The 26153-nt window shown below is 28.1% G+C and carries 25 protein-coding genes; 20 read left to right on the top strand and 5 right to left on the bottom strand.

What is annotated here, in order from left to right; translation table 11 throughout:
* A partial coding sequence (locus AJ885_RS00455) for a sugar transferase (protein WP_251988548.1) occupies positions 1 to 766 on the bottom strand: 766 nt, incomplete at its 3' end.
* 463 nt (positions 767 to 1229) lie between these two features.
* Entirely contained in the window at positions 1230 to 1562 is a 333-nt protein-coding gene (locus tag AJ885_RS00450; protein WP_070280561.1) for a hypothetical protein, read from the bottom strand.
* Positions 1563 to 1635: 73 nt separating this feature from the next.
* Here AJ885_RS00450 and rimO point away from each other — a divergent pair, with 73 nt between their 5' ends.
* Together rimO and tilS are read left to right on the top strand one after the other, a co-directional pair.
* Positions 1636 to 2955, top strand: coding sequence for a 30S ribosomal protein S12 methylthiotransferase RimO (gene rimO, locus AJ885_RS00445; RefSeq protein WP_070280559.1), 1320 nt, complete (start codon positions 1636 to 1638; stop codon positions 2953 to 2955).
* Complete coding sequence (gene tilS / locus AJ885_RS00440; RefSeq protein ID WP_070280557.1) at positions 2945 to 3910, top strand: tRNA lysidine(34) synthetase TilS; 966 nt, start codon at positions 2945 to 2947, stop codon at positions 3908 to 3910. Before rimO ends, tilS begins: the two co-directional genes overlap by 11 nt.
* On the opposite strand, the gene AJ885_RS00435 is transcribed toward tilS, so the two are convergent.
* Genes AJ885_RS00435 through ciaI form a run of 3 tightly spaced genes read right to left on the bottom strand, consistent with a single transcriptional unit; the run spans position 3893 to position 5886 of the window.
* A complete protein-coding gene (locus tag AJ885_RS00435) occupies positions 3893 to 4606 on the bottom strand; it encodes an EI24 domain-containing protein (protein WP_070280555.1) in 714 nt (237 codons plus the stop codon). The two genes, tilS and AJ885_RS00435, sit on opposite strands and share 18 nt — an antisense overlap.
* A gap of 1 nt (position 4607) precedes the next feature.
* A complete protein-coding gene (gene dut / locus AJ885_RS00430) occupies positions 4608 to 5297 on the bottom strand; it encodes a dUTPase (protein WP_070280553.1) in 690 nt (229 codons plus the stop codon).
* A gap of 37 nt (positions 5298 to 5334) precedes the next feature.
* Positions 5335 to 5886, bottom strand: coding sequence for an intracellular survival protein CiaI (ciaI, locus tag AJ885_RS00425; protein ID WP_070280551.1), 552 nt, complete (start codon positions 5884 to 5886; stop codon positions 5335 to 5337).
* A gap of 76 nt (positions 5887 to 5962) precedes the next feature.
* On the opposite strand from ciaI, the gene AJ885_RS00420 reads away from it, so the two are divergent.
* From AJ885_RS00420 to AJ885_RS10575, 18 genes are all read left to right on the top strand, one after another.
* Entirely contained in the window at positions 5963 to 6370 is a 408-nt protein-coding gene (locus tag AJ885_RS00420) for a hypothetical protein (RefSeq protein ID WP_053872770.1), read from the top strand.
* 71 nt (positions 6371 to 6441) lie between these two features.
* Positions 6442 to 7224, top strand: a complete 783-nt coding sequence (locus tag AJ885_RS00415) for an ABC transporter permease (RefSeq protein ID WP_002867016.1) — start codon at positions 6442 to 6444, stop codon at positions 7222 to 7224.
* On the top strand, positions 7221 to 7883 hold the full coding sequence (locus tag AJ885_RS00410; RefSeq protein ID WP_002781126.1) for an ABC transporter ATP-binding protein: 663 nt from the start codon (positions 7221 to 7223) through the stop codon (positions 7881 to 7883). Before AJ885_RS00415 ends, AJ885_RS00410 begins: the two co-directional genes overlap by 4 nt.
* A complete protein-coding gene (locus AJ885_RS00405; RefSeq protein ID WP_070280549.1) occupies positions 7883 to 9001 on the top strand; it encodes a capsule biosynthesis protein in 1119 nt (372 codons plus the stop codon). Before AJ885_RS00410 ends, AJ885_RS00405 begins: the two co-directional genes overlap by 1 nt.
* A gap of 1 nt (position 9002) precedes the next feature.
* A complete protein-coding gene (locus tag AJ885_RS00400; protein ID WP_070280547.1) occupies positions 9003 to 10661 on the top strand; it encodes a polysaccharide biosynthesis/export family protein in 1659 nt (552 codons plus the stop codon).
* Positions 10662 to 10670: 9 nt separating this feature from the next.
* Positions 10671 to 11618: an SIS domain-containing protein gene (locus AJ885_RS00395; RefSeq protein ID WP_070280545.1), complete on the top strand. Its 948-nt coding sequence runs from the start codon at positions 10671 to 10673 to the stop codon at positions 11616 to 11618.
* Complete coding sequence (locus AJ885_RS00390; RefSeq protein ID WP_002901017.1) at positions 11618 to 12007, top strand: adenylyltransferase/cytidyltransferase family protein; 390 nt, start codon at positions 11618 to 11620, stop codon at positions 12005 to 12007. Before AJ885_RS00395 ends, AJ885_RS00390 begins: the two co-directional genes overlap by 1 nt.
* 152 nt (positions 12008 to 12159) lie before the next feature.
* Entirely contained in the window at positions 12160 to 13212 is a 1053-nt protein-coding gene (locus AJ885_RS00385) for a LicD family protein (RefSeq protein WP_251988549.1), read from the top strand.
* Positions 13213 to 13214: 2 nt separating this feature from the next.
* Positions 13215 to 16517 (top strand): CDP-glycerol glycerophosphotransferase family protein, encoded by a 3303-nt coding sequence (locus tag AJ885_RS00380; RefSeq protein ID WP_070280541.1) that lies wholly within the window; start codon positions 13215 to 13217, stop codon positions 16515 to 16517.
* A complete protein-coding gene (locus AJ885_RS00375) occupies positions 16510 to 20130 on the top strand; it encodes a capsular biosynthesis protein (RefSeq protein ID WP_070280540.1) in 3621 nt (1206 codons plus the stop codon). The genes AJ885_RS00380 and AJ885_RS00375 overlap by 8 nt, the downstream gene beginning before the upstream one ends.
* Positions 20114 to 20659 (top strand): dTDP-4-dehydrorhamnose 3,5-epimerase family protein, encoded by a 546-nt coding sequence (locus AJ885_RS00370; RefSeq protein ID WP_070280563.1) that lies wholly within the window; start codon positions 20114 to 20116, stop codon positions 20657 to 20659. Before AJ885_RS00375 ends, AJ885_RS00370 begins: the two co-directional genes overlap by 17 nt.
* An 11-nt stretch (positions 20660 to 20670) precedes the next feature.
* Positions 20671 to 21594, top strand: coding sequence for an FkbM family methyltransferase (locus AJ885_RS00365; protein WP_002869410.1), 924 nt, complete (start codon positions 20671 to 20673; stop codon positions 21592 to 21594).
* Positions 21595 to 21603: 9 nt separating this feature from the next.
* Positions 21604 to 22662 (top strand): GDP-L-fucose synthase family protein, encoded by a 1059-nt coding sequence (locus AJ885_RS00360; RefSeq protein WP_070280538.1) that lies wholly within the window; start codon positions 21604 to 21606, stop codon positions 22660 to 22662.
* Positions 22663 to 22670: 8 nt separating this feature from the next.
* The gene (locus AJ885_RS00355) at positions 22671 to 23702 is read left to right on the top strand and encodes a GDP-mannose 4,6-dehydratase (RefSeq protein WP_070280536.1); all 1032 of its coding nucleotides are present in this window, start codon (positions 22671 to 22673) and stop codon (positions 23700 to 23702) included.
* Positions 23699 to 24718, top strand: a complete 1020-nt coding sequence (hddA, locus tag AJ885_RS00350) for a D-glycero-D-manno-heptose 7-phosphate kinase (RefSeq protein ID WP_070280534.1) — start codon at positions 23699 to 23701, stop codon at positions 24716 to 24718. The genes AJ885_RS00355 and hddA overlap by 4 nt, the downstream gene beginning before the upstream one ends.
* Positions 24706 to 25311, top strand: coding sequence for a D-sedoheptulose 7-phosphate isomerase (gene gmhA2 / locus AJ885_RS00345; RefSeq protein WP_070280532.1), 606 nt, complete (start codon positions 24706 to 24708; stop codon positions 25309 to 25311). The genes hddA and gmhA2 overlap by 13 nt, the downstream gene beginning before the upstream one ends.
* Positions 25299 to 25973 carry a nucleotidyltransferase family protein gene (locus AJ885_RS00340; RefSeq protein WP_070280531.1) on the top strand — a complete coding sequence of 225 codons (675 nt, stop codon included), beginning with the start codon at positions 25299 to 25301 and terminating at the stop codon, positions 25971 to 25973. The genes gmhA2 and AJ885_RS00340 overlap by 13 nt, the downstream gene beginning before the upstream one ends.
* 12 nt (positions 25974 to 25985) lie before the next feature.
* On the top strand, positions 25986 to 26153 hold a 168-nt coding region (locus AJ885_RS10575), incomplete at its 3' end, for a hypothetical protein (protein WP_186820456.1).

The following is a 26153-nucleotide window of genomic DNA, read 5'->3' as shown; positions in this document are numbered from 1 at the left end:
CTTTTAAAGCTTCATTATAATCAGGATAAGTTTCTAAAGGAGGTAAAGCTAAATTTGGATTTTCTTTTATTTTTTCTTCATAGGCTTTTTGTTCAAATTTATGTTTATCTTTTATATATGATAATACATAAGGTATTCTTATATATCCTAATATACTTTTTGAATTTTCTATCAAAGTTTGTCCTAGTTTATAAGATAAGTGGTTTTGTATACGAGCTTTAGCTGAATTAGCTTGAATAAAAGTAATTTTAGGATTTATTATGCTCATTTTTATACCCAAAGATTTAGCAAGTTTTTTACTTTCTAATTTTTTAATAATTAAATCTTGTTCTAGATTGGCTAATTCTAAACGTTGTTTTTTAATAGGGATGGAGTTGAGTTTATTTTCAAGATTGTTTTTTTCATTGAGTAAATTTTGTTTTTCTTGAGTTAAAGTAAAAATAATATTGTCTTTTTCTTTGATTTGATTTTGTAAAGGAGCTAATTTTCTTGGATCCATTACAGCGCAATACTCATCTATAATTTCTTTATAAAGCTCTATAGGAGGTATAAGATGGTTAAAATCATATTCTTTTGGTATTATTATATTTTCATTAGTTAAAGCTTCAAAATCTATTTCTTCGGTATGGTAGTTACCTTCAGGAGAAGCTAGAAAGAAAGAGATGAGGTTAATATTGTTTACCCCATTATTTAAAATTTTAGTATTATTAGTGAATTTAAATTGTCTATCGTATATGTCAAAAAAGTATGAGAAATTATAATCCAAACTTCGATTGAAAATTTGATCTTTTGGATTTTTAATTTGAATTTCACAAATACCTGAATCATTCCAAAGATGAATTCCTAATAAATTTAGATTAAAAGTATTTTTATTAAAACTAATAATTTCTTTACTTTTTATGCAATAAACTTTTTCACTGCATAACCAACTTTGTTTGAATTTGAAATTAGCGAAATTTAAATTTATTGCTTTTTCAATTGGATAAAAATAAAATTGTGGATTATCATTTATAATATTTATTTTTTTGGAAAAGAAAAATTTTCAATATTATTTGCTATATTTCTCCCAAGTTCTCTCATTATAAAATCAAAATCATGAGCTTCATCTCTTTGTATTAAGCTATATGAAGATTCTAAATGTTTTTATTTGCGTTAATTACATTAAATCCGTATTTAATTGCTAATTTTATATAGAGTGTATTTACATATTTTACACAGTTTTTATTCAACTATTTTTGAGGTGTTGGAGCAATAAAACAAATAATTTTTTTCTTTAAAAAATATAATTCTTTGTAAAGCCAATTCATCACTTGATAGCTTTTTGGAAATAAATCGATAGAATTATATTGTGCAATATCATGAGTATTTGATCCTGTAATAATTAAATCCGCATTTTCTAAAAGTTTTTTATTTCTGATTAACTCATATAAATTTTGTAAACTTGGAGTTCCGCCTAAAGATAGATTAAAACACTTAAATCCGGTATCTAGAATTCCTTGAGTTATCCCATTTTTAAATGCGAAATGACTTTCGCCTAATAAAACTACATTTTTTTCATTCATAAATTTTTCCTAATTATTATTTTGATATGATTTTAAGAAATTATTTTATCAAAAAATTTAAAAAGCGAGAAAAATGTCAAAACTTTATCTTATGTCTTTAGGTTGTAATAAAAATTTAGTCGATAGTGAGATCATGCTAGGACGCCTTAGTGCTTATGAACTTTGCGATGAGCCAAGTAAAGCCGATGTTTTGATCGTAAATACCTGTGGTTTTATCGATAGCGCAAAAAAAGAAAGCATTAATGCGATTTTGGATTTGCACGAACAAAGAAAAAAAGATTCTCTTTTGGTGGTTACGGGTTGTTTGATGCAGCGTTACCGAGAAGAACTTATGAAAGAACTTCCTGAGGTTGATCTTTTCACAGGTGTGGGTGATTATGAAAGAATCGATGAAATGATACTCAAAAAAACAAATTTATTTTCAAATTCGACTTATTTGCAGAGTGAAAATTCCAAACGCATTATCACAGGTTCAAATTCTCATGCTTTTATAAAAATCGCCGAAGGTTGTAATCAAAAATGCTCTTTTTGTGCCATCCCAAGTTTTAAAGGCAAGTTAAAATCTCGCGAAATAAGTAGCATTATAGCTGAGCTTAAAGATTTGGTAGCTAGAGGTTATAAGGATTTTTCTTTTATTGCACAAGATACGAGTTCTTATTTGTTTGACAAGGGTGAAAAAGATGGGCTTATACGCTTAATCGATGAGGTTGAAAAAATCAAAGGCATAAGAGCAGCTAGAATTTTATATCTTTATCCTACGAGTGCGAGTGAAGCTTTGATCAAACGCATTATAGCTTCTGAAATTTTTGTAAATTATTTTGATATGCCTTTACAGCACATAAGTGATAATATGCTTAAAATCATGAAGCGTGGGGCAAATAGCACAAGACTTAAAGAAATGCTAAATTTAATGAAAAGTGCGCCAAATAGTTTTTTACGCACGGGCTTTATCGTAGGACATCCAGGTGAAAGTGAGGCGGATTTTGAAGAGCTTTGTGAGTTTGTTAAAGACTTTGGTTTTGATAGAGTGAGTGTTTTTGCGTATTCTAAGGAAGAAGATACGGCTGCTTTTGATATGGAGCAAGTGCCTTTTAAAGTGATCAATAAAAGGCTTAAAATCATAGAAAAAATTGTTGATGAAGTCATAGAAAAAAGTTTTGAAAAAGAAGTAGGGCAAAAGCGTTTGGTAGTTTGCACAGGAGAAAGTAGCGAGGGAGGGTTTTTTATCGCAGCTAAAGATTTAAGATGGGATAGAGAGATTGATGGGGAAATTCTTATTAATGAAAGCGAATGTGGAAATTTAGAAATGGGGCAAATTTATGAATGCGAAATTTTACAAAACCTTGATAAAAAGCTCCTTGCTAAGGCTTTAAGAAAAGTAGATGCAAATTAAAGATGAAATTTTATCCCTTTTAAAAAAGGGTAAAAATTTACTCGCTTTTTCTTATGGAAGTGATTCTAGTGCGCTTTTTTATCTTTTAATGCAAGAAAAGATCGACTTTGATCTTGTGATGATCAATTACAAAACTAGAAAAAATAGTGATTTAGAAGAGTTAAAAGCTAAAGAACTTGCTTTGAAATTTCATAAAAAATTTTTCATAGAATACGCTCCTAAATTTCAAAGTAATTTTGAAAAAAAAGCTAGAGATTTTCGCTATGATTTTTTTGAAAAAATTTGTCTTGAGCAAGATTATGATCATCTTATCTTAGCTCATCATTTAAACGATCAATTTGAATGGTTTTTGATGCAACTTTCTCGTGGGGCAGGTTTGGCTGAAATTTTAGGTATGCAAGAGTGTGAAAAACGCTCAAATTATACACTGTTACGCCCTTTGCTTTTTATAAGTAAAGATGAAATTTCATCTTTTTTAAAAGAAAAAGATATTTTTTATTTCCATGATGAAAGTAATGAAAATGAAAAATATTTTAGAAATTATATAAGAAAAAATTTCTCTAATGTCTTTGTGAGTAAATTTCATCAGGGTTTAAAAAGAAGCTTTTTTTATCTTGATGAAGATAGGAAAAAACTTTATGATTTTGAAAATATCAAAGAAATTCAAGGGCTTCTTATTTGCCCTAAAAATGAAAGCTTGATCGCTAGAGCGGTGAAAATGAAAGGTTTACTTTTAAGTACGGCACAAAGAAAGGAGTTTTTAAAGGGCGATTGTGTTTTAGGTGGTAAAATAGCACTTGTATATAAAAACGAACAAGCTATTGTTTTTGAGTATGAAACTTGTCAAAAATTACCTAAAAATTTTAAAGAAGAGTGCAGAATAGCTAAAATTCCAAAGCTTTTAAGAGCTTATTTATATAATCATAAAATCGATATTTCAAGCCTTAGCTTTTAGTTTTAAAATTCTTTGATAGCTTAAATGTGTGAGAAAAATCACAAAAAACACTTGCAAAAAAAGTCCTAAAAGTGGCACTGATGAGAGTAGATAAAAACAAAGAGTGCTAAATTTAAACTCTAAAGGCGAAAAATCAGAATGAAAATTTTTAAAACTTTCTTTGTCTAAAATCGTGCTTGTAACATCAATCATTAAAAGTTTGTGAAAGAGATAATAAAAAGCAAGATAATATACAAAAATATTGATAAAAGGTAAGAATAAAGCTAAAGTACAAAGTAAAAAAATCCCTATAAATTTTATAAAAATTTTAAAAATTTCAAAGATAGTTTTTAGAGTTGAAACTTCGTTTGTATTATCATAATGGTAATATTTTTGGTTGATTTCTTTAACGATAAAAGAGGTAAGAAAAGAAGTGATAAAAAGGGCTAAAAAAACCGAAGCAAAAACAACAATAAAACCTGAAAATAAAAAGCTTATGATGGTGGTTAAAATTTGCACAAAATGAAGGGCATAAAACCACGCCCAAAACGAATCCTCTCCAACGCTAAATAAAGAATTGAAATAATCCAGCAAAGCCGAAAAGCCAAGTACTCCTAAAAAAAGCATTAGTACAAGGCTAAAAATCAAAGGAATTAAAGCAAATTTTAAAAATTTAAGACTTAAAAAATCCTTGATCGCAAGTTTTAAAATATCCAAATTATGCCTTTTTATAGCATTCTTCTAGTTTTTTATAAATAGTATCAAAATCAAGCTCTTGTTCTAAAATTTGAGCTAAAACTTCATTGTCTTCTTTGCCGTTCCAAGTTTTTTTATAGCTACCATCTTTGTAACCATTGTTTTGTCTAAAGATATTTAAAACATTTTTACCTATGTAGGTTTTATAAAGAATTTCAAGATTTAGCCCACATTTAATAGCTAGGGTAAAATAGGTTGAAAGCAATTCTCCAAGATTAAATCCAAAGCCACTGCATTTGTGGATAATAAGCTCTATATCGTTTAAAATGCCATAAATATCACTTTCATTAGGATGTTCTTCTTCTTTGCAAAAATCCTGAAACACGCTTACAGCATTGACTTCTGTAGCTATAGCTTTGAAATCTTTACCGTTTTTATTGCGATACTCTTCAAGCAAAAGACTTAAAATAAAATGCCAAATATCAACAATCTCTATACGCACATTTTCCCAATTTGTCGGACTTGAAATGTTTTTCCAATGTTTCCATGCAAAAGAGTCTATAAGTTCTGCACATTCCATATAAATACAGCGTCTCCAACTGATCAGTTTTCCTTCTTTAGTATAGCCATTTTCCCAATTTAAGCCGTTTGTTTCGTCGTTGAGTTTTTGTTGGAGTTTGAGCATATTTTCTAAAATTTCGATATTTGTCATTTAAAAACTCCTTAATAATTTTTTAATATTATATGGTTTAAGCGTAAAGATTTAAACTATCATCTGTCTTATCTTGATTTTCCTTGGCTTTTTCAAGTTGTTTTTTCATTTGTTCTAAAACTTCATCAAGAAGTTTTTTACTATCTTCAAGCATAGAAGCATTGATATCTTTATCATCTGTTTGATTTTGTTTTAGTAAATCACTGAGTTTATTTGTAAAATTATTCATAATAGCATTTTGATGGTTTTCATCATTTGGTGTTGGTAGAACATTTGCCATTTGCATAGCTGATTCTATAATTTCTTTTGGTTTTAACTCTCCGACTTTAGAATTTGCTAAAAAGTCTTTGATCATAGGTTCAACTTCTTTCATAGCATTTTTAATCTCATCAAGATCATTTTGTGTGAGCTTAGAGCCTTCAAAAGTAAAGCTAAAGCCATACTGACGTTTAAGATTAAGAGTTTTACCTTCTTCATTATTTGCATAACTTACGCTTTGATTGTCATACATAGATAAGGCTAAATGTTTGCCACTTTTTGTTGTATATTCCATCGAAAAACTTTGGTTTTTGCTAGCATCAATTTGCATTTCTTCCCCTTATATTTATAGTTTATAAAATTATAATCGGTTATTTTTAAAAATATTTTAGTATAATTTTTACAATATGGATGAAAGAATTTTAGAATTTATAAAAAATGAGCAGCTTTTATCTTGGGCTATGATTGATGAAAAAGGTGTTTATACAGCTAGTGCTTTTTATGTTTTTGATGAGAAGAATTTAGCTTTTATTATCGCTTCTCATGAAGATACTAAGCATATAAGATTAGCTAGTGAAAATTCAAGTATAGCACTTAATATAGCCAAAGAAAGTAAAATAGCCTTTTTAAAAGGTGTGCAAGCTAAGGCCGAGTTTAAAATTGCAAACAAGGAGCAAATGAAAATTTATTTTTCTAAATTCCCCTTTGCTAAACTTGATAAAAGTGCAAAAATTTATGCCTTAGGGCTTTTTTGGCTTAAATTTACTAACAATGCTTTAGGACTTAGTAAAAAACTTGAGTTTTGTAAAAAATAAATTTTTATGATTTTGTTTAAAAAAATGAGTTATGATTATAGTTTATGTAAATTGTTAGGTATAGAAAATAAATGTTCAATGTAATTCACGCTTTATTTTTTAGAGAGTTAAAAACTAGATTTGGAAAAAATAGGTATCTTGGATATATATGGGTAGTTGGAGAGCCTATGAGTGTTGTGCTTTTGGTGACTATTATAGGAACTGTTATTAGGGAATATCATCATCAAGTTATGCCTGAGGGAATTTCTATTTTTATGTTTTTGATTTCAGGCATTATGCCTTTTTTTATGTTTAGAAGTATAGTTACTCAACTTATGAATGGAATAGGGGCAAATTTATCTTTATTTGCCTATAAACCTGTAAAGCCTATACATGTATTTATTGCTAGAACTTTGCTTGAATTTTGTATTTATTTTGTGATTTTTATCACTGTGCTTTTTTTTGCAGGGTGGTTCTTTAGACTTGATATATTTCCTATCCATTTACTCGGTGTTTTATTTTGTATTTTTTTGCTTATATGTTCAGCTTTTGCTTTGGGGATTTGTTTTGCTATTGTTTGGCATTTTGTAGAGCCTTTAAGAACTTTATTAGCTTATTTTAGTATAGTATTTTATTGGAGTTCTGGGATTATATTTCCCACTTGGTTAACTCCTCGTCCTTTACTTGATATATTTTATTATAATCCTTTACTTCACATAATGGAGCTTTTAAGATTTAATTTTTTTGAGAATTATCCTTTGCAAGATGAATATAGTTATTTTTATGCTATATTTTGGATTTTACTTGTTTTATTTATAGGGCTTTTTATTTACTACTATAATAGACAAGCTCTAACGGCGGCAAAAAAAGAATGATAAAGTTAATTAATCTAACAAAATCTTATCCTTTATTTAGTGGTGGAAGGCATTATGTTTTTAAAAATTTTACTTTCGAATTTCCTGAAAATTGTAGTATAGGTTTAATGGGATATAATGGCGCAGGCAAGTCTACTCTCATGAGACTTTTAAGCGGAGCAGAGCTTCCTGATAGTGGCAAGATAATTACTAATAAAAAATTATCTTGGCCTTTGGGTTTAAACGGAGCTTTTCAAGGTTCTTTAACTGCTAGAGATAATGCTAAATTTGTAGCTAGAGTATATGGTTATAAGGGTAAAGAACTTCAAGAAAAAGTAAAATTTGTAGAAGATTTTGCTGAAATAGGAAAATTTTTTGATGAGCCTATGAAGACTTATTCTTCGGGAATGAGTGCTAGGATAGCTTTTGGACTTAGTATGGCCTTTGATTTTGATTATTATTTAATTGATGAAGCAGGAGCTGTTGGAGATCCTGCTTTTAGGGAAAAAAGTGTGAAATTATATAGAGAAAGATTAAGCAAATCAAAAGTGATTATGGTATCTCATAATGTAGCTGAAATTAAAGAATGGTGTGATAAAATAATTTATATGAAAAATGGACAAATTACGGTTTATGATGATGTAGATGAAGGAATAGCTGTATATCAAGGAAAAGCTTAATGGAAAAAAATAAAACTTTATTAGAAAAAATCAAAGATTTAAGCATATTTGATTCTTTTAAAATTGTTTGGTTTATAATGATTTTTGTTGTGATTTATTATACATTGATTGCAGCACCAAGATATGTAAGCACGATGATTTTAGATGTTAGGTCAACAAGTGGAGAAAGTGTTCAAACAAGTGGAATCTTGTCTTTGCTTAGTAGCACTTCTACAGCAAGTGAAGATTTAAATTATCTAAAAGGTTATATAGAATCAAGTGATATGTTAAAGATTTTAGATGAAAAAATCAAGCTTAAAAGTCTTTATCAAGAACAACATATAGATTTGCCTTTTAAAATTTGGGATTCAAGTTCCAAAGAGTCTTATTTGAAATATTATCAAAATCGTGTAAAACTTTATATGGATGAAACTACTAAGCTTTTGCAGGTAGAAGTAGAGGGTTTTACACCTAAATCAGCTCATTTGATTGCTCAAACTATTATGCAAGAAAGCGAAAAGTTTATCAACGAAATCTCTCATAAAGCAGCTAGAGAGCAAATGGCTTTTGCTGAAAATGAAGTACAAAAATACAAAGAACGATATCAAAAAGCACAAAATGATTTGATTGCTTTTCAAAATAAATATGGAGTTTTTGACCCTTTAAAGCAAGCTGAAACTAAAGCAAGTTTGGTTGCACAAATTGAGGCTAATCTAGCTCAAAAAGAAGCTAAACTTTTAACTTTACAAAGCTATATGAATGATGCAGCACCTGAAGTAGTAGCACTTAAAGCAGAAATTGAAGCGATTAAAAAACAACTTTTAAGGGAAAAATCTAAAATTTCAGCTAACAATTCTTCTCAAAAGCTTAATGATTTGGCTGCTAAATTTCAAGATTTAACTATAGAAGCTACTTTTGCGCAAAAAGCTTATGAAGCAGCTTTAAAAGCTTATGAAAGTGCTAGAATAGAAGCATTAAGAAAAATAAAACAACTTGTCATCATCCAAAGTCCAGATATTCCAGAAAGCGCAAAATATCCTGAAAGAATTTATGATATTTTAACAGCATTTATTGTATTATCTTTGATTTTTGGGATTGTTAAATTTATTAAAATGATAATAGAGGAGCATAAGTATTAAAATGAAAAAAATATTAATTTTATTTTTTAGTTGTATTTTATGTTTTGGAGCCGTGGATGTTTCACAAATCATTTCAGCGGAAGATCAAGGTTCTGCTACAACTAGTATAGATCAAAATTTAAGCTCAAATTATGATATAGCAAATAAAGAAAATAATCTTACAAAAATTCATCAAATTTTAGTATTTGGCGCTCATCTTTTTAATGGAAATTTTAAAAATTACAATCAAAGAGTTTATAACCCAGATTATAAGATCGCAGTCGGTGATCAAATCAGTCTTAAAATTTGGGGAGCTGTTGAGTTTTCGCAAGTTTTAGTGGTGGATTCTCAAGGAAATATTTTTATCCCTAAAGTAGGAGCTGTAAATTTGCTAGGTGTGAAAAATAGTGCCCTTGTAAGTGTTATAAAAGCACGTGTTAATAAAATCTATAAAAGCAATGTTTTTGTTTATGCAGATATGAATGCTTATCAAAATGTCAGTGTTTTTGTAACAGGAAGCGTTAATGCTCCAGGACTTTACCAAGGACTTAGTTCGGATTCGGTGATTCAGTATCTTGATAAAGCAGGAGGTATAAATTTAGAATATGGAAGTTTTAGAGATATTCAAATTTTGCGCAATAACAGCGTGATAAAAAATATCGATTTATATGATTTTTTGTTAAAAGGGCAAATGGATCTTTTTCCTTTTAGAAGTGGAGATGTTATCTTAGTAGGAAATGTTCAAAATTACGCTTTTGTTAACGGTGATGTGCAAAGACCTTTTCGTTTTGAACTTTCAAATGATATTAAAACTTTAGCTGACTTGGCTAGAGTATCAGGTGCTAAACCTATCGTAACTAATGCTATCGTAAAAAGTTATGGTGAAGATCATAAACTTGATGTCAGCGCTTATAATAAAATGCAATTTTCAAAAGTTTTACTTAGAACGGGAGATGAGGTAGAATTTCACCCTGAGTATGTTTCTGAAAATATAACTATAAGTGTAAATGGTGAGCATAATGGTTTAAAAACTTTGGTTGTGGGTAAAGGAACGACTTTAGAAGATATTTCTAAACTAATCAAGGCTAATCCGCAATCAAACATGCAAGCTTTACAAGTATTTAGAAAAAGTGTAGCTAGAACTCAAAAAGAACTTATCAATGCTCAGCTTAAAGAGCTTGAAACTCTAGCTTTAACTAGCAGTTCTGTTACAGCTCAAGGTGCAGCTATAAGAGCTCAACAAGCAAAAACGATTTTAGAATTTATCCAAAGAGCTAAGCAAGTAGAGCCTAAGGGTCAAATTGTCATCGATAATCCAAAGTCTTATAATTCGGTTATTTTAGAAGATGGTGATACTATTAATGTACCAAGTAAGAATAATCTCATCATAGTTCAAGGCGAGGTTTCTTTACCTGGGGCTTTTGTGTATGATAAAGGAAAAGATTTAAGATATTATATCAATCTTGCAGGAGGTTATGGAGAAAGAGCGGATACTTCAAAAGTTTTGGTGATACGAAGCAATGGAAAAGCTGAAAAATATCATAGTGGTATAGATATAAAACCAGGCGATTCCGTGTTGGTATTGCCAAAAGTAGATAGTGAGAATTTGCAAATTTTTTCAATGTTAACTCAAATTCTTTATCAAATTGCTATTGCAACCAATGTTGTGCTTAATTTTTAAGGTTTAAAAATGAATACTCTTGAAATAGCCAAAGAAGTCTTTGAAAAAGAAGTGCAAGCTATTTTAGATTTGACTAAAAATTTAGATGAAAATTTCAATCAAGCTGTAAATTTGATGCTAAATACTAAAGGGCGTTGTATAGTTAGTGGTATGGGTAAATCAGGTCATATAGGCGCTAAAATAGCAGCTACTTTAGCAAGCACAGGAACGCCAAGCTTTTTCATCCATCCAGGAGAGGCTTTGCATGGAGATCTTGGAATGTTAACTTCCGAAGATGTTTTAATTGCTATTTCAAATTCAGGAGAAACTGAAGAAATTTTAAAAATTATTCCTGCTATAAAAAAGCGCAAAATTCCACTTATAGTAATGTGTGGTAAAAAAAATTCCACCCTTGTAAAGCAAAGTGATATATTTTTAAATATAGCCGTGGAAAAGGAAGCTTGTCCTTTACAGCTTGCTCCTATGTCTTCGACAACGGCAACTTTGGTTATGGGTGATGCTTTAGCTGCTGCTTTGATGAAGGTAAGAAATTTCAAGCCTGATGATTTTGCCCTTTTTCATCCAGGGGGAAGTTTGGGGCGTAAGCTTTTAACCAAGGTAAAAGATCTTATGGTTTCAAGTAACCTTCCTATAGTGCATCCTGATACTGAATTTAACGATCTTGTTGATGTGATGACTAGTGGAAAGCTAGGACTTTGCATAGTGCTTGAAAATGAAAAATTGGTTGGTATCATCACTGATGGAGATTTGCGTCGTGCTTTAAAGACAAGCGATAAACCAAGGTTTGGTTTTAAGGCCAAAGAAATCATGAGTACAAATCCTAAAGTAGTTGATGCTGATGCTATGGCAAGTGAAGCAGAGGAGATCATGCTAAAACACAAAATCAAAGAAATTATTGTATCTAAAGAAAACAAGATTGTAGGTATCATTCAACTTTATGCGATAGGGAGGGTATAGTGAAAAATGTAATAACTTTTGGTACTTTTGATTTGTTTCATTATGGTCATTTAAGGATTTTAGAAAGAGCTGCATCTCTTGGAGATAAATTAATTGTTGGTGTATCATCAGATTCTTTAAATTTTGCTAAAAAGCATCGTTATCCTATATACAGCGAGCAAGAGAGATTAAATATAATATCTTCATTAAAATGCGTGTCTTGTGTATTTTTAGAGGAATCATTGGAATTAAAAAGAGATTATCTTTTAAAATACCAAGCAAATATTTTAGTTATGGGAGATGATTGGAAGGGTAAATTTGATTGCTTTAATGATATTTGTGATGTAATTTATTTTGAAAGAACTCCAAGTATTTCAACAACAGAAATTATTGAGAGAATTAAATTATGAATTTAAAAGGTATATTTCGCAAAAGCTTTCGTGAAAGCAAAAAGGGGTGTTTGCATGTGATTTTGTTGCATATGGTTTTGATATATTTAATGCAGAAGAAAAGTAGACATTATATTTTTTTAAAATTGTGTAGTTATTTATCCAAAGTAAATATGAAGACAATTTTTTATTATCAAGCTGAATTTTATTTTTTTTATGCTGAGTATAAAAAAGCTTTAAATTATATCGATTTATTTTTAGAAAAATATCCTTTAAATATAGATGGTAAATTGCTTAAAATACAATTATTATATTTATTGGGTGATAAAACCAAAGCTTTATATGAATTAGAAAAAATTCAACAGCAATCTAATCGTTTAAAAATATGGATGTTAATGAGCAAGTTCGTTAATACTAAGATAGATCTTAAAAATATGGAAAAATTGTATTTAAAATATATAGAAAAAAAAAGAAATATTAGTACAAAGATTGAAATTCAAAAATATATATCTAGTGCCGCAGCTAGCATTGAAGCTTATGATATAGCTGAGCATTATCTAAAAAATTCATTAAAGCTGTATGAAAAATTTTCTTTAAAAAATACTAAAAAAAAATACTTTTCAAAATATGATGCCTTGATGGCTTTGGAAGATTTATCTAATGTTTTTAATTTATTAAATATAAAGTTTTTTTTAGTCAGTGGTACTTTTTTAGGTTGTATTAGGGAAAAGAATTTTATATCAAATGATTATGATATTGATGTTGGGGTTTGGGAAGAAGATTTTAGCAATGAATTAAAAATAGCTTTAGAACAATATGGTACTTTCTATATTCATGATCCAAAATGGAAAGGTGGGATTAAGCTTAAACATATCAATGGTATATTGATTGATATTTTTATTCACTATAAAGATGGTTGCAAGCATTATCATTTAGGATCTGCTGTTAAATGGTATAACTCAACTTTTGATTTGATTAAGTATGATTTTTTAGGCAAAGAATATTTTGGTTTTAAAGAATATGATCGTTATTTAAGTGAAAATTATGGCGATTGGAGAATTTCAAAAAAAAATTTTGATAATATTCTAGATACTCCAAATGCGGTAATTTTTAACGAAAATAATTTTATATTGCATTTATATCATCTTTTAATGAAGCAATATGCGATAGATTACAAAAATACAATTTTAGACTTATTAAAAAAATATAAATCTAGGGAGAATTAAGAATGTTTTTTTTGTTTTATTATATTTGTGGCGTATGGTTATATCATAAAAAAAAATTTTCACAGGCTAAATGTTTCTTTATAAAAATTATAGAAAAAAAGAATAATAATGCACAGGTTTATTTTAAGCTCGGTATGTGTTATTTTAAATTGTGTGAATGGAAAGAAGCTAATGAATATATAGCTAAAGCTTTGATATTATGTCCTTCTAAAATTTCTTGGAATATACAGTTGAAACAAACGGAAAATCATTTAAATTCTATGATTTCTATTCCGCAAAAATTATGGTGGAAAGAGGTAGAAGATTTAAAAAAGTATATGCAAAAAAAAGGTGGTAATTTTTTTATATATAAAGATTTAGCATTAGTTCTTGAAAATATGAGAAGATATCAAGAAGCGGCAAAATATTATGAATTGGCTATAAAACATAGCAAAACAAAAGATTCACACTTATATTACAAAGCCGGTTTTTGTTATGAGCGTGACGGACAAACAGATTCTAAATTAATAAAATATTTATATGCAAATGCAATTAAATATGATGATGATTTAAATTCAAAAATTTTAGGAATAGGAATATTTCATCAAAGTAATAAGTGTTGGGAAGAAGCAAATAAGGCTTATTTAGATTTTTATAAATATGTTAAAAACTCATGCAATGATGTGTTATTATATAACATAGCTTATAGTTTTGAAAAATTATTTAACTACCAAGAAGCTGAAAAATATTATAAAAAAGCTTTAGAGCTAAATTATCAAGAATGCAATTTTCACTATAGACTAGGTATTGTTTTAGAAAAAATGGCTAAATATGAAGAAGCTAGTATTTATTATGAAAATACAATAAAAAGAAGCAATACTCATCGCCCATTTTTATATTTTCGTTTATGTAAATGTTTACATATTTTACAAGAATATAAAAAGTTAAGCGAAATATTATTACAATCTCAAATTATTCAAAATCAACCTTATGGGTTATCTGAAGATATTCTAAAGGATAAAAATCTTAGAAGAAGAGTTTTTTATACTGAATGTTATAAAAACTTAAAAATTATAGACAATATGATTTTGTATGAGAGTTTTCATGGAAAGTCAATGTCGTGTAATCCTTATGCAATATTTTTATATCTTTTAGAGCAAAATACTTTTAAAGATTTTACTCACATATGGGTGGTTAATGATTTAAGTATTGTCAAAAATAAATTTAAAAAAATGAAAAATGTTATTTGCATTAAAAGAGGTAGTGATTTATATCTCAAATATTTGGCAAGTGTAAAATATTTGATTAATAATGTCACTTTTCCTGAATATTTTATCAGAAAAGAAGAACAGAAATATTTAAATACTTGGCATGGTATACCAATTAAATATTTGGGTAAAAAGATAAAATCTGGTTTTATGGAGCATGCTAATGTGCAACGAAATTTTTTACATGCTACACACCTAATTCATCCAAATTTATATACAAAGGATATTTTAGAAAATGACTATGAAATTAAAGATTTATTTCAAGGACAATCTGTTTTAACGGGATATCCAAGGGTTGATTTATCATTAAAACAAAATGCTAAATTAAAACAAAAACTAGGTATTGAAGAGAGTCAAAAAGTTTTACTTTATGCGCCAACTTGGAGAGGTGGTTTAAATACTCAGTATTTTGACTTTGAACGCTTAAAACGAGATATTTTAGAGCTCAAAAAAAGTAATTTTAAAGTTTTATTATCGGTTCATCATGAAATCAAACATCTTTTTGAAAGTAAATTATTTAAGGATGTTTTAATTTCATCTTATATAGAAATAAATGAGTTGTTGTCTATTGTAGATGTTTTGATTACAGACTACTCTTCTGTAATGTTTGATTTTATGGTTTTGGAAAGACCTATTATTTGCTATGTGTATGATTATGAGCATTATAAACAAGAAAGAGGACTGTATTTTGATGTAGACGAGATAACACATCATGTTTGTAAGACAATAGAAGAAGTAAAAAAAGTTTTAAACTTGGAAAATTTATTTGTAAAAGATGACTTGTATTTGGCAAGATTAAAACGTAAATTTTATAGTTTGGAAAATGGGAAATCTTGTGAAAGAGTGGTATCGATATTTTTTGATAATGTTGAAATTCAAAAAAATATTGAATTTTGCAACAATATCTTATTTTATACAGGTCCATTTATACCTAATGGTATTACAAATTCTTTCAAAAATTTAATACATCATTTGCAAAATTCGCATTTTAATATTTTTGTATCTATAGATCCTAATTCTATTTATTCTCACAAGGAAAGATTAGAACAATTTCAATTAGTATCCAAAAATATCAAAGTATTGCCTAGAGTAGGATCTTTAAATTTAACTTTAGAAGAATTTTGTATAGAAAAAGAAAATCTTGATGAAGAAAGGTCTTTGCAAAATTATAAAAGAGAATTTAGGAGATTGTATGCAGATGTAAAATTTAAAGCAGTGATCAATTTTGAAGGTTATAATGTATTTTGGGTAAAGTTATTTTCTAGTGTAAATAATAATTTGATTTTTTTACATAATAACATGCAAGGGGAATTTGAGAAAAGATTTCCTTATCTTGAGCAAAATTTCAAATGCTATAAAAATTATAAAAAAATCCTTTCTGTTTCAAAACAAACAAATGAACAAAATAAGAAAAATTTAGCTTATAAATATAATATTACAGAGACTAAATTTGATTTTTTGGAAAATATGATTAACAATGAAGATATTATAGAAAAATCAAAAGAAAAGCTAGATAAAAAACTTGAAAAGAAGTATTTTAAAAAAGATTATAAAATTTTTATAAACATAGCTAGACTTTCGATTGAAAAAGATCAAGCCAAGCTTATACAGGCTTTTAAAGTAATTAATGATAAATATCCAAAGACACTTCTTTTGATTTTAGGCGAAGGACCATTAAAAGAAGATTTGGAAAAATTGATTAAAGATTTGAAATTGGATAAAAAAGTTTTTTTACTTGGGAGAATTTTTAATCCTTTTCCATATTTAAAAAAAGCGGATTGTTTTGTGATGAGTTCAAACCACGAAGGACAGCCTATGACTTTACTAGAGGCTCTAGTTTTAAATAAAGCTATTGTTGCTACAGATATACCGGGGAATGTTAGTGTTTTAGATAATAGAGGAGGATTAATAGTTGAAAATAATGCAAATGGACTGATTAGCGGAATGGAGCGATTTTTATGTGGAAAAATAGAAAATAAAATTTTTAATTATACTCAATATAATTTGAAAATAATGTCAAGATTAAATATTTTATTAAAAGGTGATAGTTATGAATGATATGTTAAATGTAGCTTCAAAAGCTATTATTAAGAGCAGTTCTAATAAAAAACAATCATATGAAGAAGGGATTCTAACCGAAGTTGAAGAAAGCCCTTGGTGCTTAGTTGATTTAGGAAGAATATTTCCATGTAAATGTATTAAATTTTATAATCTTCAAATTTTACATAATCAAGAAGAATTACAACCAAAAATTGAAATTTCATCTGATCAAAAAGATTGGTTAGAATTATCTAAACAAAATGAGAATGTTAAAGATATCTATGATGTGCAAAAACAGCCAACTCGATACATTAAAATAAGTGTTAATGGGTGTGGTTGTTTGAGTTTATCTAAAATAGAAGTTTTTGTTACAGATTTGATTATCTCCGCAAGAGAAGATGCACTAGGTTCTAGAATGTATGCTTTTGTTAATGGAATGGTTATTGCAAGAAAAATAGGTTTTGATTTTGGATATGTTTGGAAACAAGTTCATACTGATTTTCAAAAAAGTGATAATTTGATTGGTTTTAAGATAGATGATGAGGAATTAGTTTTTTCTCAAAAATTTATAGAAAGCTATTCTTATAGCGATCATTTAAATAGCGGAGGTAAATTGTTTCATTTTAAAGATCGAAATATTCAATCTTTAAAGCAAAAACCTTATCATAATAATTGGGGATATTATGCTCCTCTTGGATATGGATTTGATGATTATGAGGAGAAAACATATCATAAGGAGTTTAAAGAATGTTTTTCTATGATAGATTTTTCAGAACCTGTGCAATTGATTCTAAAATTATCTAACCAAATTTCAAGTCAAATTGGAGATTTTATTGCTCTACATTTAAGAGGTGGAGATATTATACATGGTGATGAATCTAGTAAAATTCACCAAAAGGCTTGTTATTTAAAAGTTTTTCCAGCGGAATTAGCTTTAGAAGTTATTAGAGAAGAATTAAAACAAAATTTAAATATTGTTTTATTTGGCGATGATTTATATCTTTTAAGAGAGCTTCAAAAATTTTCTAAAAATTTAATTAATAATTCTGAAATTAATATTTATATTGTAGATGATTTAATAGATAGAAAACAATATTCAATTACTCAAATGGGTTTTTTTGAAATGTCTTTAATGTCTAAGGCTTTAAAGATTTATAGAGCTGGTAGTTCATTATTTTCTAGATTTGCGCATGCGATAGGTAGTGCGCAAATGATAAATATTTTTACTCATTTTACACCGAAAGAAAGATATGATGTATTGTTGAAAAATGTAGATGTTTTAGATTTATTTCCTAAAATAAGAAAATCATATACGTATTTTTGTTTATATTTATTATCAATTGAATTAAAATTAGATGTAGGGGTATCCATAGATCATATTCAAAAAGCTATGGAGTATTATAAAGATAATATTATTTTTTACAGTTTGTATTTAGGAAATTGTTATATTTTAAAAAAAGATTTATATCGGCTTGAGGAAATTTTGAAAATAGCTTTAACTATAAATGAAGAATCATTTTTTAAAAATTTGTTTTTTATTTTTGCTGGTTTGGTGAATAATTATGAAATAGAAAATTTTATAGCCTTGTCAAAACAATGTGATATAACTAAATATCCTAGTATAAATTATGTTTTATCAAAAATATATTTTTATAAGAAAAATTATAAACAAGCTTTATACCACTGTGATTTTGTATACAGTTTTAGTAATGAAAGTTTTATTGGGTTTAAAAATAATGTACAATTTTTTGCTGAAAAGGAAGAAAGAAAACAAAATATAGAACAATACAAACAGGTTTGGAATTTTTCCCAAATGGAAAAAATATTTGATGAATATGCTATTAAAGATAATACATTCGAGGAATATATAATCTTTTTATTTTCAGTTGGAAAATTAAGAAAAGCCTTGAATAAGATAAAAGATTATAAGGAATCTTTGCAATGCTTTGGTTTATCAAAGCTTGATCTAATCGAAACAATAGGGATGATTTTAGATGAAGATATTGAGCAGTTATTTTTAAAAAAATATAAAATAAAGAATGATTATACTGCTGCTTATATGGTCTTAAATATCACAAAACAAAATGATAAAATGAAATATTTAAACGACGTATTTTATTTGTTAGAAAAAATTGTTTTAAATAGTAATGATAAAATTTTAAAAGCTTTTTGTATAAAAAATTTAATTGATTATTTTTTTCCATGTCAGCAATTTTTTCAAAATAATAAAATTATGATTTTAATGTTAAATAAACTTCATGAGGAATTTTTAGATACTGTTGGTGGAAATTGTTATTATGATATTTTAAGCAAAAAATTAAAAAAAATCTTAGTAAATAATACACATTTGCAAACAAAGAAAAGAGTTGCTGTTTGTATTTTTGGAGCTATGAGAGGCGATTTTATAGCAAGTTTAAAAAATCTCGAACAAACTATTATAAAACCTTTAAATGCAGATGTATTTATTTTTTCTTGGAATAGAGCCTATAGGTGGGCAGGTCTCGGAGGTAACGGTAATTGGATTAAAAGATTTTTCCCTAACGATATAGTTGATAAATGCCCTTTAGAAATTAGAAATAATTATACAGGATTAAAAATTTTAATGCCAAGGGTTTTTATAGAGTTATCTAAAGAGAAGTATTTTAATATTAAAAAAAGTGATTTTAAAGAGATTAAAAATATTAAAAAAATTTGTTTAGAAAATCCTGATCAATTTGAACTGAAATATAAGACAAAACTTAATAGAAGCAAAATGTGGTATGGAATATATAGAAATTATCAACTTCTATGCGAATATGAAAGAGAGAATAATTTTAAGTATGATTTTATAGTAGCTACTAGACCTGATAGAGACCATGAAGGACAACTAAAAATAGAGTCTTTGGAGGTTTTGAATTCAAATGAAATACTTGAATTGCAAGGATATTTAGGTCCAGCGGGAGAAAAATTTGCTGGTCCAAGAGAATCTATGAGGCTTTGGATGTCGATTTGGGAATATGCTCAATTAAATAAAAGATTATTCTTTTTTAATGATTTTCCAATTCTTAAAATTTCTCCACATCAATTATTGCATTATTGGCTTATTTTTAATGGCATTAAATGTTATCCTTTGTATAATCAAAATTTCAAATTTAAAGATTTTAATAATTCTTTGTGTATTAGAGGTTTAAAAATTCCAGATATTAAACAAGCTTTGTTAGAAGATCTTGATAAAATAAAAAAAGATAATGTTAAATTAGCAATTTCAATAGAGAAATTTTTTGAATTATTATTAAATCGAAATTATATTGTACCTACTGGGGCTGTAGATATAGTTAAGAATCATTTATCTTATAAATTGGGACAAGTTATGGTAAAATATAAAGGTTTAAGTTATTTAATAATTATATTTATTTTATTAAAAATAAGTATTTCACATAAAAAAATAGATAAAATTTCAAATTTTACAATGTATAGTGATTATGGCGAGGCTTTAAAAATAAAAAATTATTTTTCTTACAAATTAGGTTTGATTTTGATTAAAGCTCATAAGAATTGGTATAAAGGTGGATATATTAAATTTTGGTTTGATTTATATAAACTTAAAAAAGAATATAAAAATAAAAAAGCAAATAATGGCAATAGAATTTAATATACAAGAATCAAAAATTTTAAAGGGAGTGTATATCGTAACTCCTAATAAATTTAGAGATTTAAGAGGTGAAATTTGGACAGCTTTTACAAGCAAGGCTGTAGATAAGCTTTTACCAAATGGATTAAAATTTATACACGATAAATTTATACACTCAAAACACAATGTTATCCGCGGTATCCATGGCGATGTAAAAACTTATAAGCTTGCAACTTGTGTTTATGGGGAAATTCATCAGGTGGTGGTAGATTGCAGAAAAGATTCGCCAACCTATTTAAAGTATGAAAAATTCATCATAAATCAAGATAATCAGCAAATGATCTTAGTGCCAGCAGGTTTTGGAAATGCTCATTATGTTACTAGTGAAAGTGCAGTTTATTACTATAAATGTGCTTATAAAGGAGATTATGTCGATGCGCCTGATCAATTTACTTATGCATGGAATGATGAAAGAATCGGTATAGATTGGCCAACAAATTCTCCTATTCTTTCAGAACGTGATATTTTAGCAACTAAAAATAAAGGATAAATATGGAAAAATTGGAAAAATTATTACAAGAGTTAAATGTTAATATTAAAGTTGGTAATCAATTGTCTTATCAAATTTTAATGTCAAATATTATTTCAAATTTAGATATTGATAAAAGAGATAAAGAAATTTTATTCCTATTATTACAAGATAGAGATAGAAATTATATTCGCATAAATAACAATGAGCAGTGTTATAGGAATATTGTAAATTATTTAAATCTTATTCGACCTTTGGAACTGCCTTTGTATGATTTACTAAGAATTGGTGGTAATGGAGATGGTGGTTATGTAATGTATAATGGGGGGGGGTATATGAGCAATATTGATGCGAAAGCTCTTTCTTTAGGTGTTTCAGACAGTTCTCCTTGGGATTTGGAAATGGCTCAAAGAGGATTTAAGGTAATTGAATATGATGCTAGCATAGAAAAATGTCCTTATAGTCATGAAAATATTATTTTTCATAAAAAATTTATAGGCAATATAAACAACGAAAATACAATTACTTTAGCACAAGCTTTAAAAGATAATAATTTAGATGAGAGTAGGCCAAATATTTTGCAATGTGATATTGAAAATTGTGAATGGGATATGCTTGAAAATATTGATATAAGTATTTTAAATAAATATTTTTCACAAGTTATATTTGAATTTCATGGGTGTAATCCTGAAGAGCAAGATGGGGTTGAAAAAAGAATAAGTTTACTAAAAAAACTTAATGAATATTTTATTCCAATACATACACATTTAAATAATCACGGAAAGATTTTTTATTCTAAGGGATTATTTTTTAGCACTACTTTAGAAGTAAGTTATCTAAGAAGAAATGAGTTAAATTTAATGCAGGGTTTACATTACAGAAAAGAATGCGGAAATTTGCAAAATTTAGATTTTCCAGTTTGGCCATCTAATCCTGAAATTCCATTAAGATTTTAAGGATAAATGATGCAAAAAGATTCTAAAATTTATATAGCGGGTCATAGTGGTCTTGTTGGTAGTGCTATATTTAATGAACTTAAGCAACAAGGTTATAAAAATCTTGTTTTTAAAACTCACTTTGAGCTCGATTTAACAAATCAAAAAGCTGTGGCTGATTTTTTTGAGAGAGAAAAGCCAGAATATGTTATTTTAGCAGCAGCTAAAGCGGGTGGAATTCTAGCTAATAATACTTATCGTGCTGATTTTATTTATCAAAATTTAATGATAGAGTGCAATGTTATTCATAATGCTTATTTACATAAAGTAAAAAAGCTACTTTTCATAGCTTCAACTACGGTTTACCCTAAAAATGCAACATTGCCAACTAGTGAAGAGCAAATGTTAAGTGGAGATCTTGAATATACTAACAAACCTTACGCAATCGCTAAAATTTCAGGCTTGATGCTTTGTGAAAGTTATAATTTGCAATACAATACAAATTTTATAGCAATCACTCCTACAAATTTATATGGTAATAATGACAAATTTGATCTTGAAAAATCTCATGTATTGCCTGGAATTTTAAGAAAAATGCATTTAGCCAAGCTTTTAAATGAAAAGCGATACGAGGACTTGTTAAATGATTTAAAATTTGATTCCATTGAAGAAGCTAAGAATTATTTAAAAAAATTTGGTGTAGATGAGAATAATGTTGAAATTTGGGGTAGCGGAAAACCGACAAGAGAATTTTTACATAGTCAAGATTTAGCAAACGCTTGCTTGTTTATTATCAATAATATAGATTTTAAAGATTTAAAAAGTGATAATACTGAGATTATCAATACTCATTTAAATATAGGTCCACATAAGAATATCACTATCAAAGAATTAGCAGAATTAATCAAAAATATAGTAGGATTTAAGGGAAAATTAGTTTTTAATTTAAATCGTCCAGATGGAGTAATGCAGAAATTTACAGATTGCTCAAAAATTCATTCTTTAGGCTGGAAACATAAAATTGAACTTGAAGATGGCATTAAGATGATGTATAAATGGTATTTAAAAGAGCAAAATATAAGACAATAGGATAAATCATGAAAAAAACAGCGTTAATTACAGGATTTACAGGGCAAGTTGGTTCTCAAATGGCAGATTTCTTGCTAGAAAACACAGACTATGATGTTATAGGTATGATGCGTTGGCAAGAACCTATGGATAATATCTATCATTTAAGTGATAGGATCAATAAAAAAGATAGAATCAGTATTTTTTATGCAGATTTAAATGATTACTCTAGTCTTCAAAAACTTTTTGAGAGGCAAAGGCCTGATGTGATTTTTCACCTAGCAGCTCAGTCTTATCCAAAAACTTCTTTTGATATACCTATAGAAACTTTACAGACTAACATAATAGGTACAGCAAATATTTTGGAAAACATTAGAATTTTAAAGGCAAAAGATGGATATGACCCTGTAGTGCATATTTGCTCTTCAAGTGAAGTTTATGGTAAAGCAAAAGCAGGTGTTAAGCTTAATGAAGAAACAGCTTTTCACGGTGCAAGTCCTTACAGTATAAGCAAAATTGGCACTGATTATTTGGGAAGATTTTATGGCGAAGCTTATAACATTCGCACCTTTGTTACAAGAATGGGAACACATAGTGGTCCAAGACGTTCTGATGTGTTTTTTGAAAGTACAGTTGCAAAACAAATTGCTTTAATTGAAGCGGATTATCAAGAGCCTGTTGTTAAGGTTGGAAATCTTTCAAGTGTAAGAACCTTTCAAGATTGTCGTGATGCTATAAGGGCTTATTATCTACTTTCATTAGAAAGTCAAAAAGGGAAAGTTCCTTGTGGGGAAGCTTTTAATATAGCAGGAGAAGAAGCTTTTAAGCTCCCCGAGGTTATAGAAATTCTTTTATCTTTTTCTACAAGAAAAGATATAAAAATAGAGCAAGATGAGCAAAGATTGCGTCCTATTGATGCGGATTATCAAATGTTTGATAACACAAAAATCAAAAGTTATATCAATTGGAAACCCCAAATTCCAACTAGAAAAATGTTTGAGGATCTATTAAATCATTGGAGAGATGAGATAAAAAAAGGAAGGATTCCGTTAAATAGATGAAGACCATACGCACGCAAACTCCTCTTCGCCTTGGTTTAGCAGGCGGGGGGACTGATATAAATTTATATTGTGATAAATACACAGGTTATGTTTTAAATGCGACTATATCTTTATACATACATTGTACTTTGATCGAAAGAGAAGATGGAAAAATCATCTTTGATTCTCCTGATACAAATTCTTACTGTGAGTATGAAAGTAAAGAGCGTTTAGAAAATGATGGAAAATTAGATATTTGTAAAAGTATTTACAATCGCATTGTAAAAGATTTTACAAAAAAACCTTTGAGTTTTTCTTTGCATACATACTCAGATGTACCAAGTGGTAGTGGCTTGGGCGGAAGCTCAACTTTGGTAGTAGGGGTTATAAAAGCCTTTGCAGAATGGCTTAATCTACCTTTAGGAGAATATGAAATCGCTAAACTTGCTTATGAGATAGAAAGAGAAGATTTAGGCATAGTAGGCGGAGCACAAGATCAATATGCTGCAACTTTTGGTGGCTTTAATTTTATGGAATTTTATAACAATAAAAGAGTTATTGTTAATCCTTTGCGTATTAAAAACTGGATAGCTAGTGAGCTTGAAGCTAGAACTGTGCTTTATTTTACAAATATTACAAGAGAAGCAAAAGATATAGAAGAGCATAAAAAAGGAAAACTTGGAGATGAAAAGTCTTTAGAAGCTATGCATGCCATAAAGCAAGATGCCATCAAGATGAAAGAAGCTTTATTTAAGGCTGATTTTGATACTTTGGTGCAAATTTTAGGTAAGTCTTGGCAGTCAAAAAAAATCATCTCAGAAATCGTTAGTAATGATGAGCTTGAAAGAATTTATAAACTTGCTATAGATAATGGAGCTTATAGTGGTAAAACCAGTGGAGCAGGAGCAGGTGGATTTATGTTTTTCTTCGTAGATCCTACAAAAAAATACAACTTAATCAAAGCTTTAAGCAAAGAGCAAGGTTATGTACAAGATTTTTCATTTACAAAAGAGGGGGTTAAATCATGGAGAATTTAAATTCCTATATAAAAGAACATTTTCAAGAATCAATTTTAGTAAAAGAGCAAATTTTAAAAGATGAGAATTTAATAGCTCTTATTAAAAATGCTTCATTAGAAGTCATAAAAGCTTATAAGAATGGTAACAAAACTTTATTAGCAGGAAACGGTGGTAGTGCAGCAGATGCACAGCATATTGCAGGGGAATTTGTAAGTAGGTTTTATTTTGATAGACCAGGTATTGCAAGCATTGCACTTACCACAGATACTAGCGTATTAACAGCTATCGGGAATGATTATGGTTATGAAAATTTGTTTGCTAGACAAGTGCAAGCTCAAGGAGTTAAGGGAGATGTTTTTATAGGCATTTCAACAAGTGGAAATAGTAAAAATATCTTAAAAGCTCTAGAGCTTTGCAAGCAAAAAGAAATCATAAGTATAGGCTTAAGTGGAGTTAGTGGCGGGGCTATGAATGAGCTTTGTGATTATTGTATAAAAGTGCCTTCAACTTGCACGCCAAGAATTCAAGAAGCGCATATTTTAATAGGACATATTATTTGTGCTATCGTCGAAGAAGAGCTTTTCGGTAAAGGTTTTTCTTGCAAGCAATAATACTTTGTGGTGGCTTAGGAACAAGGCTTAAAAGTGTTATAAAAGACATTCCAAAGCCTATGGCACCGATAAATGATAAGCCTTTTTTAGAATTTATTTTTGAGTATCTTAAAAAGCAAGACATAAAAGAGATTATCTTAGCAGTATCATACAAGTATGAGGTGATACAAGAATATTTTAAAGATGAATTTTTGGGCATAAAAATAAAATACAGCATAGAAAAAGAGCCACTTGGTACAGGTGGAGCTATAAAAGAGGCTTTAAAATTTATAAAAAATGAAGCTTATGTTTTAAACGGCGATACTTTTTTTAATATAAATTTAAGCAGATTAAAACTAGAAAAAAGTAAAATTTGCCTTGTTTTAAAGCAAATGAATGATTTTGATAGATATGGCACAGTAAATGTTAATGAGCAAGGTTTTGTGATTTCTTTTGAGGAAAAAATATTTAAAAATCAGGGTTTAATCAATGGTGGAATTTATCTTTTAACTAAAGATATTTTTAATGAATTTGATTTAGAGAAAAAATTTTCTTTTGAAGAGTTTTTAGAAGAAAATTATGAAAAACTAAAAGCTAAAGCTCATATTTTTGATGATTATTTTATGGATATTGGCGTGCCTGAGGATTATTATAGTTTTACAACCAACCAAAGTCATTTTTAAAGGAGAAACCCCATGAAAAACCCAAACTCAGCTATAGAAAGAATAAAAAATCATTTAGCTTATAAATTAGGCAAAGTTATGATTGACTTTAGTCATCAAAGAAATAATTATAAGTATGGGGGGGGGTATATAGCATTATTTAAAAAACTTTATCAAATAAACAAACAACACAAAAAAGAA

It is taken from the genome of Campylobacter sp. BCW_6464 (genome assembly GCF_001762775.1).
GTDB classification, from domain to species: domain Bacteria; phylum Campylobacterota; class Campylobacteria; order Campylobacterales; family Campylobacteraceae; genus Campylobacter_D; species Campylobacter_D jejuni.
The sequence above is the reverse complement of the archived record's forward strand: the minus strand, read 5'-3'. Positions and strand labels throughout refer to the sequence as shown.

What these genes read in the sequence shown, in the direction of transcription:
- AJ885_RS00385 (WP_251988549.1), top strand. Translation starts at nt 12,160, where the DNA reads ATGAAGACAATTTTTTATTATCAAGCTGAATTTTATTTTTTTTATGCT.
- AJ885_RS00405 (WP_070280549.1), top strand. Translation starts at nt 7,883, where the DNA reads ATGGAAAAAAATAAAACTTTATTAGAAAAAATCAAAGATTTAAGCATA.
- AJ885_RS00395 (WP_070280545.1), top strand. Translation starts at nt 10,671, where the DNA reads ATGAATACTCTTGAAATAGCCAAAGAAGTCTTTGAAAAAGAAGTGCAA.
- tilS (WP_070280557.1), top strand. Translation starts at nt 2,945, where the DNA reads ATGCAAATTAAAGATGAAATTTTATCCCTTTTAAAAAAGGGTAAAAAT.
- AJ885_RS00400 (WP_070280547.1), top strand. Translation starts at nt 9,003, where the DNA reads ATGAAAAAAATATTAATTTTATTTTTTAGTTGTATTTTATGTTTTGGA.
- AJ885_RS00355 (WP_070280536.1), top strand. Translation starts at nt 22,671, where the DNA reads ATGAAAAAAACAGCGTTAATTACAGGATTTACAGGGCAAGTTGGTTCT.
- AJ885_RS00420 (WP_053872770.1), top strand. Translation starts at nt 5,963, where the DNA reads ATGGATGAAAGAATTTTAGAATTTATAAAAAATGAGCAGCTTTTATCT.
- gmhA2 (WP_070280532.1), top strand. Translation starts at nt 24,706, where the DNA reads ATGGAGAATTTAAATTCCTATATAAAAGAACATTTTCAAGAATCAATT.
- ciaI (WP_070280551.1), bottom strand. Translation starts at nt 5,886, where the DNA reads ATGCAAATTGATGCTAGCAAAAACCAAAGTTTTTCGATGGAATATACA.
- rimO (WP_070280559.1), top strand. Translation starts at nt 1,636, where the DNA reads ATGTCAAAACTTTATCTTATGTCTTTAGGTTGTAATAAAAATTTAGTC.
- AJ885_RS00370 (WP_070280563.1), top strand. Translation starts at nt 20,114, where the DNA reads ATGGCAATAGAATTTAATATACAAGAATCAAAAATTTTAAAGGGAGTG.
- AJ885_RS00410 (WP_002781126.1), top strand. Translation starts at nt 7,221, where the DNA reads ATGATAAAGTTAATTAATCTAACAAAATCTTATCCTTTATTTAGTGGT.
- AJ885_RS00360 (WP_070280538.1), top strand. Translation starts at nt 21,604, where the DNA reads ATGCAAAAAGATTCTAAAATTTATATAGCGGGTCATAGTGGTCTTGTT.
- hddA (WP_070280534.1), top strand. Translation starts at nt 23,699, where the DNA reads ATGAAGACCATACGCACGCAAACTCCTCTTCGCCTTGGTTTAGCAGGC.
- dut (WP_070280553.1), bottom strand. Translation starts at nt 5,297, where the DNA reads ATGACAAATATCGAAATTTTAGAAAATATGCTCAAACTCCAACAAAAA.
- AJ885_RS00375 (WP_070280540.1), top strand. Translation starts at nt 16,510, where the DNA reads ATGAATGATATGTTAAATGTAGCTTCAAAAGCTATTATTAAGAGCAGT.
- AJ885_RS00415 (WP_002867016.1), top strand. Translation starts at nt 6,442, where the DNA reads ATGTTCAATGTAATTCACGCTTTATTTTTTAGAGAGTTAAAAACTAGA.
- AJ885_RS00380 (WP_070280541.1), top strand. Translation starts at nt 13,215, where the DNA reads ATGTTTTTTTTGTTTTATTATATTTGTGGCGTATGGTTATATCATAAA.
- AJ885_RS00450 (WP_070280561.1), bottom strand. Translation starts at nt 1,562, where the DNA reads ATGAATGAAAAAAATGTAGTTTTATTAGGCGAAAGTCATTTCGCATTT.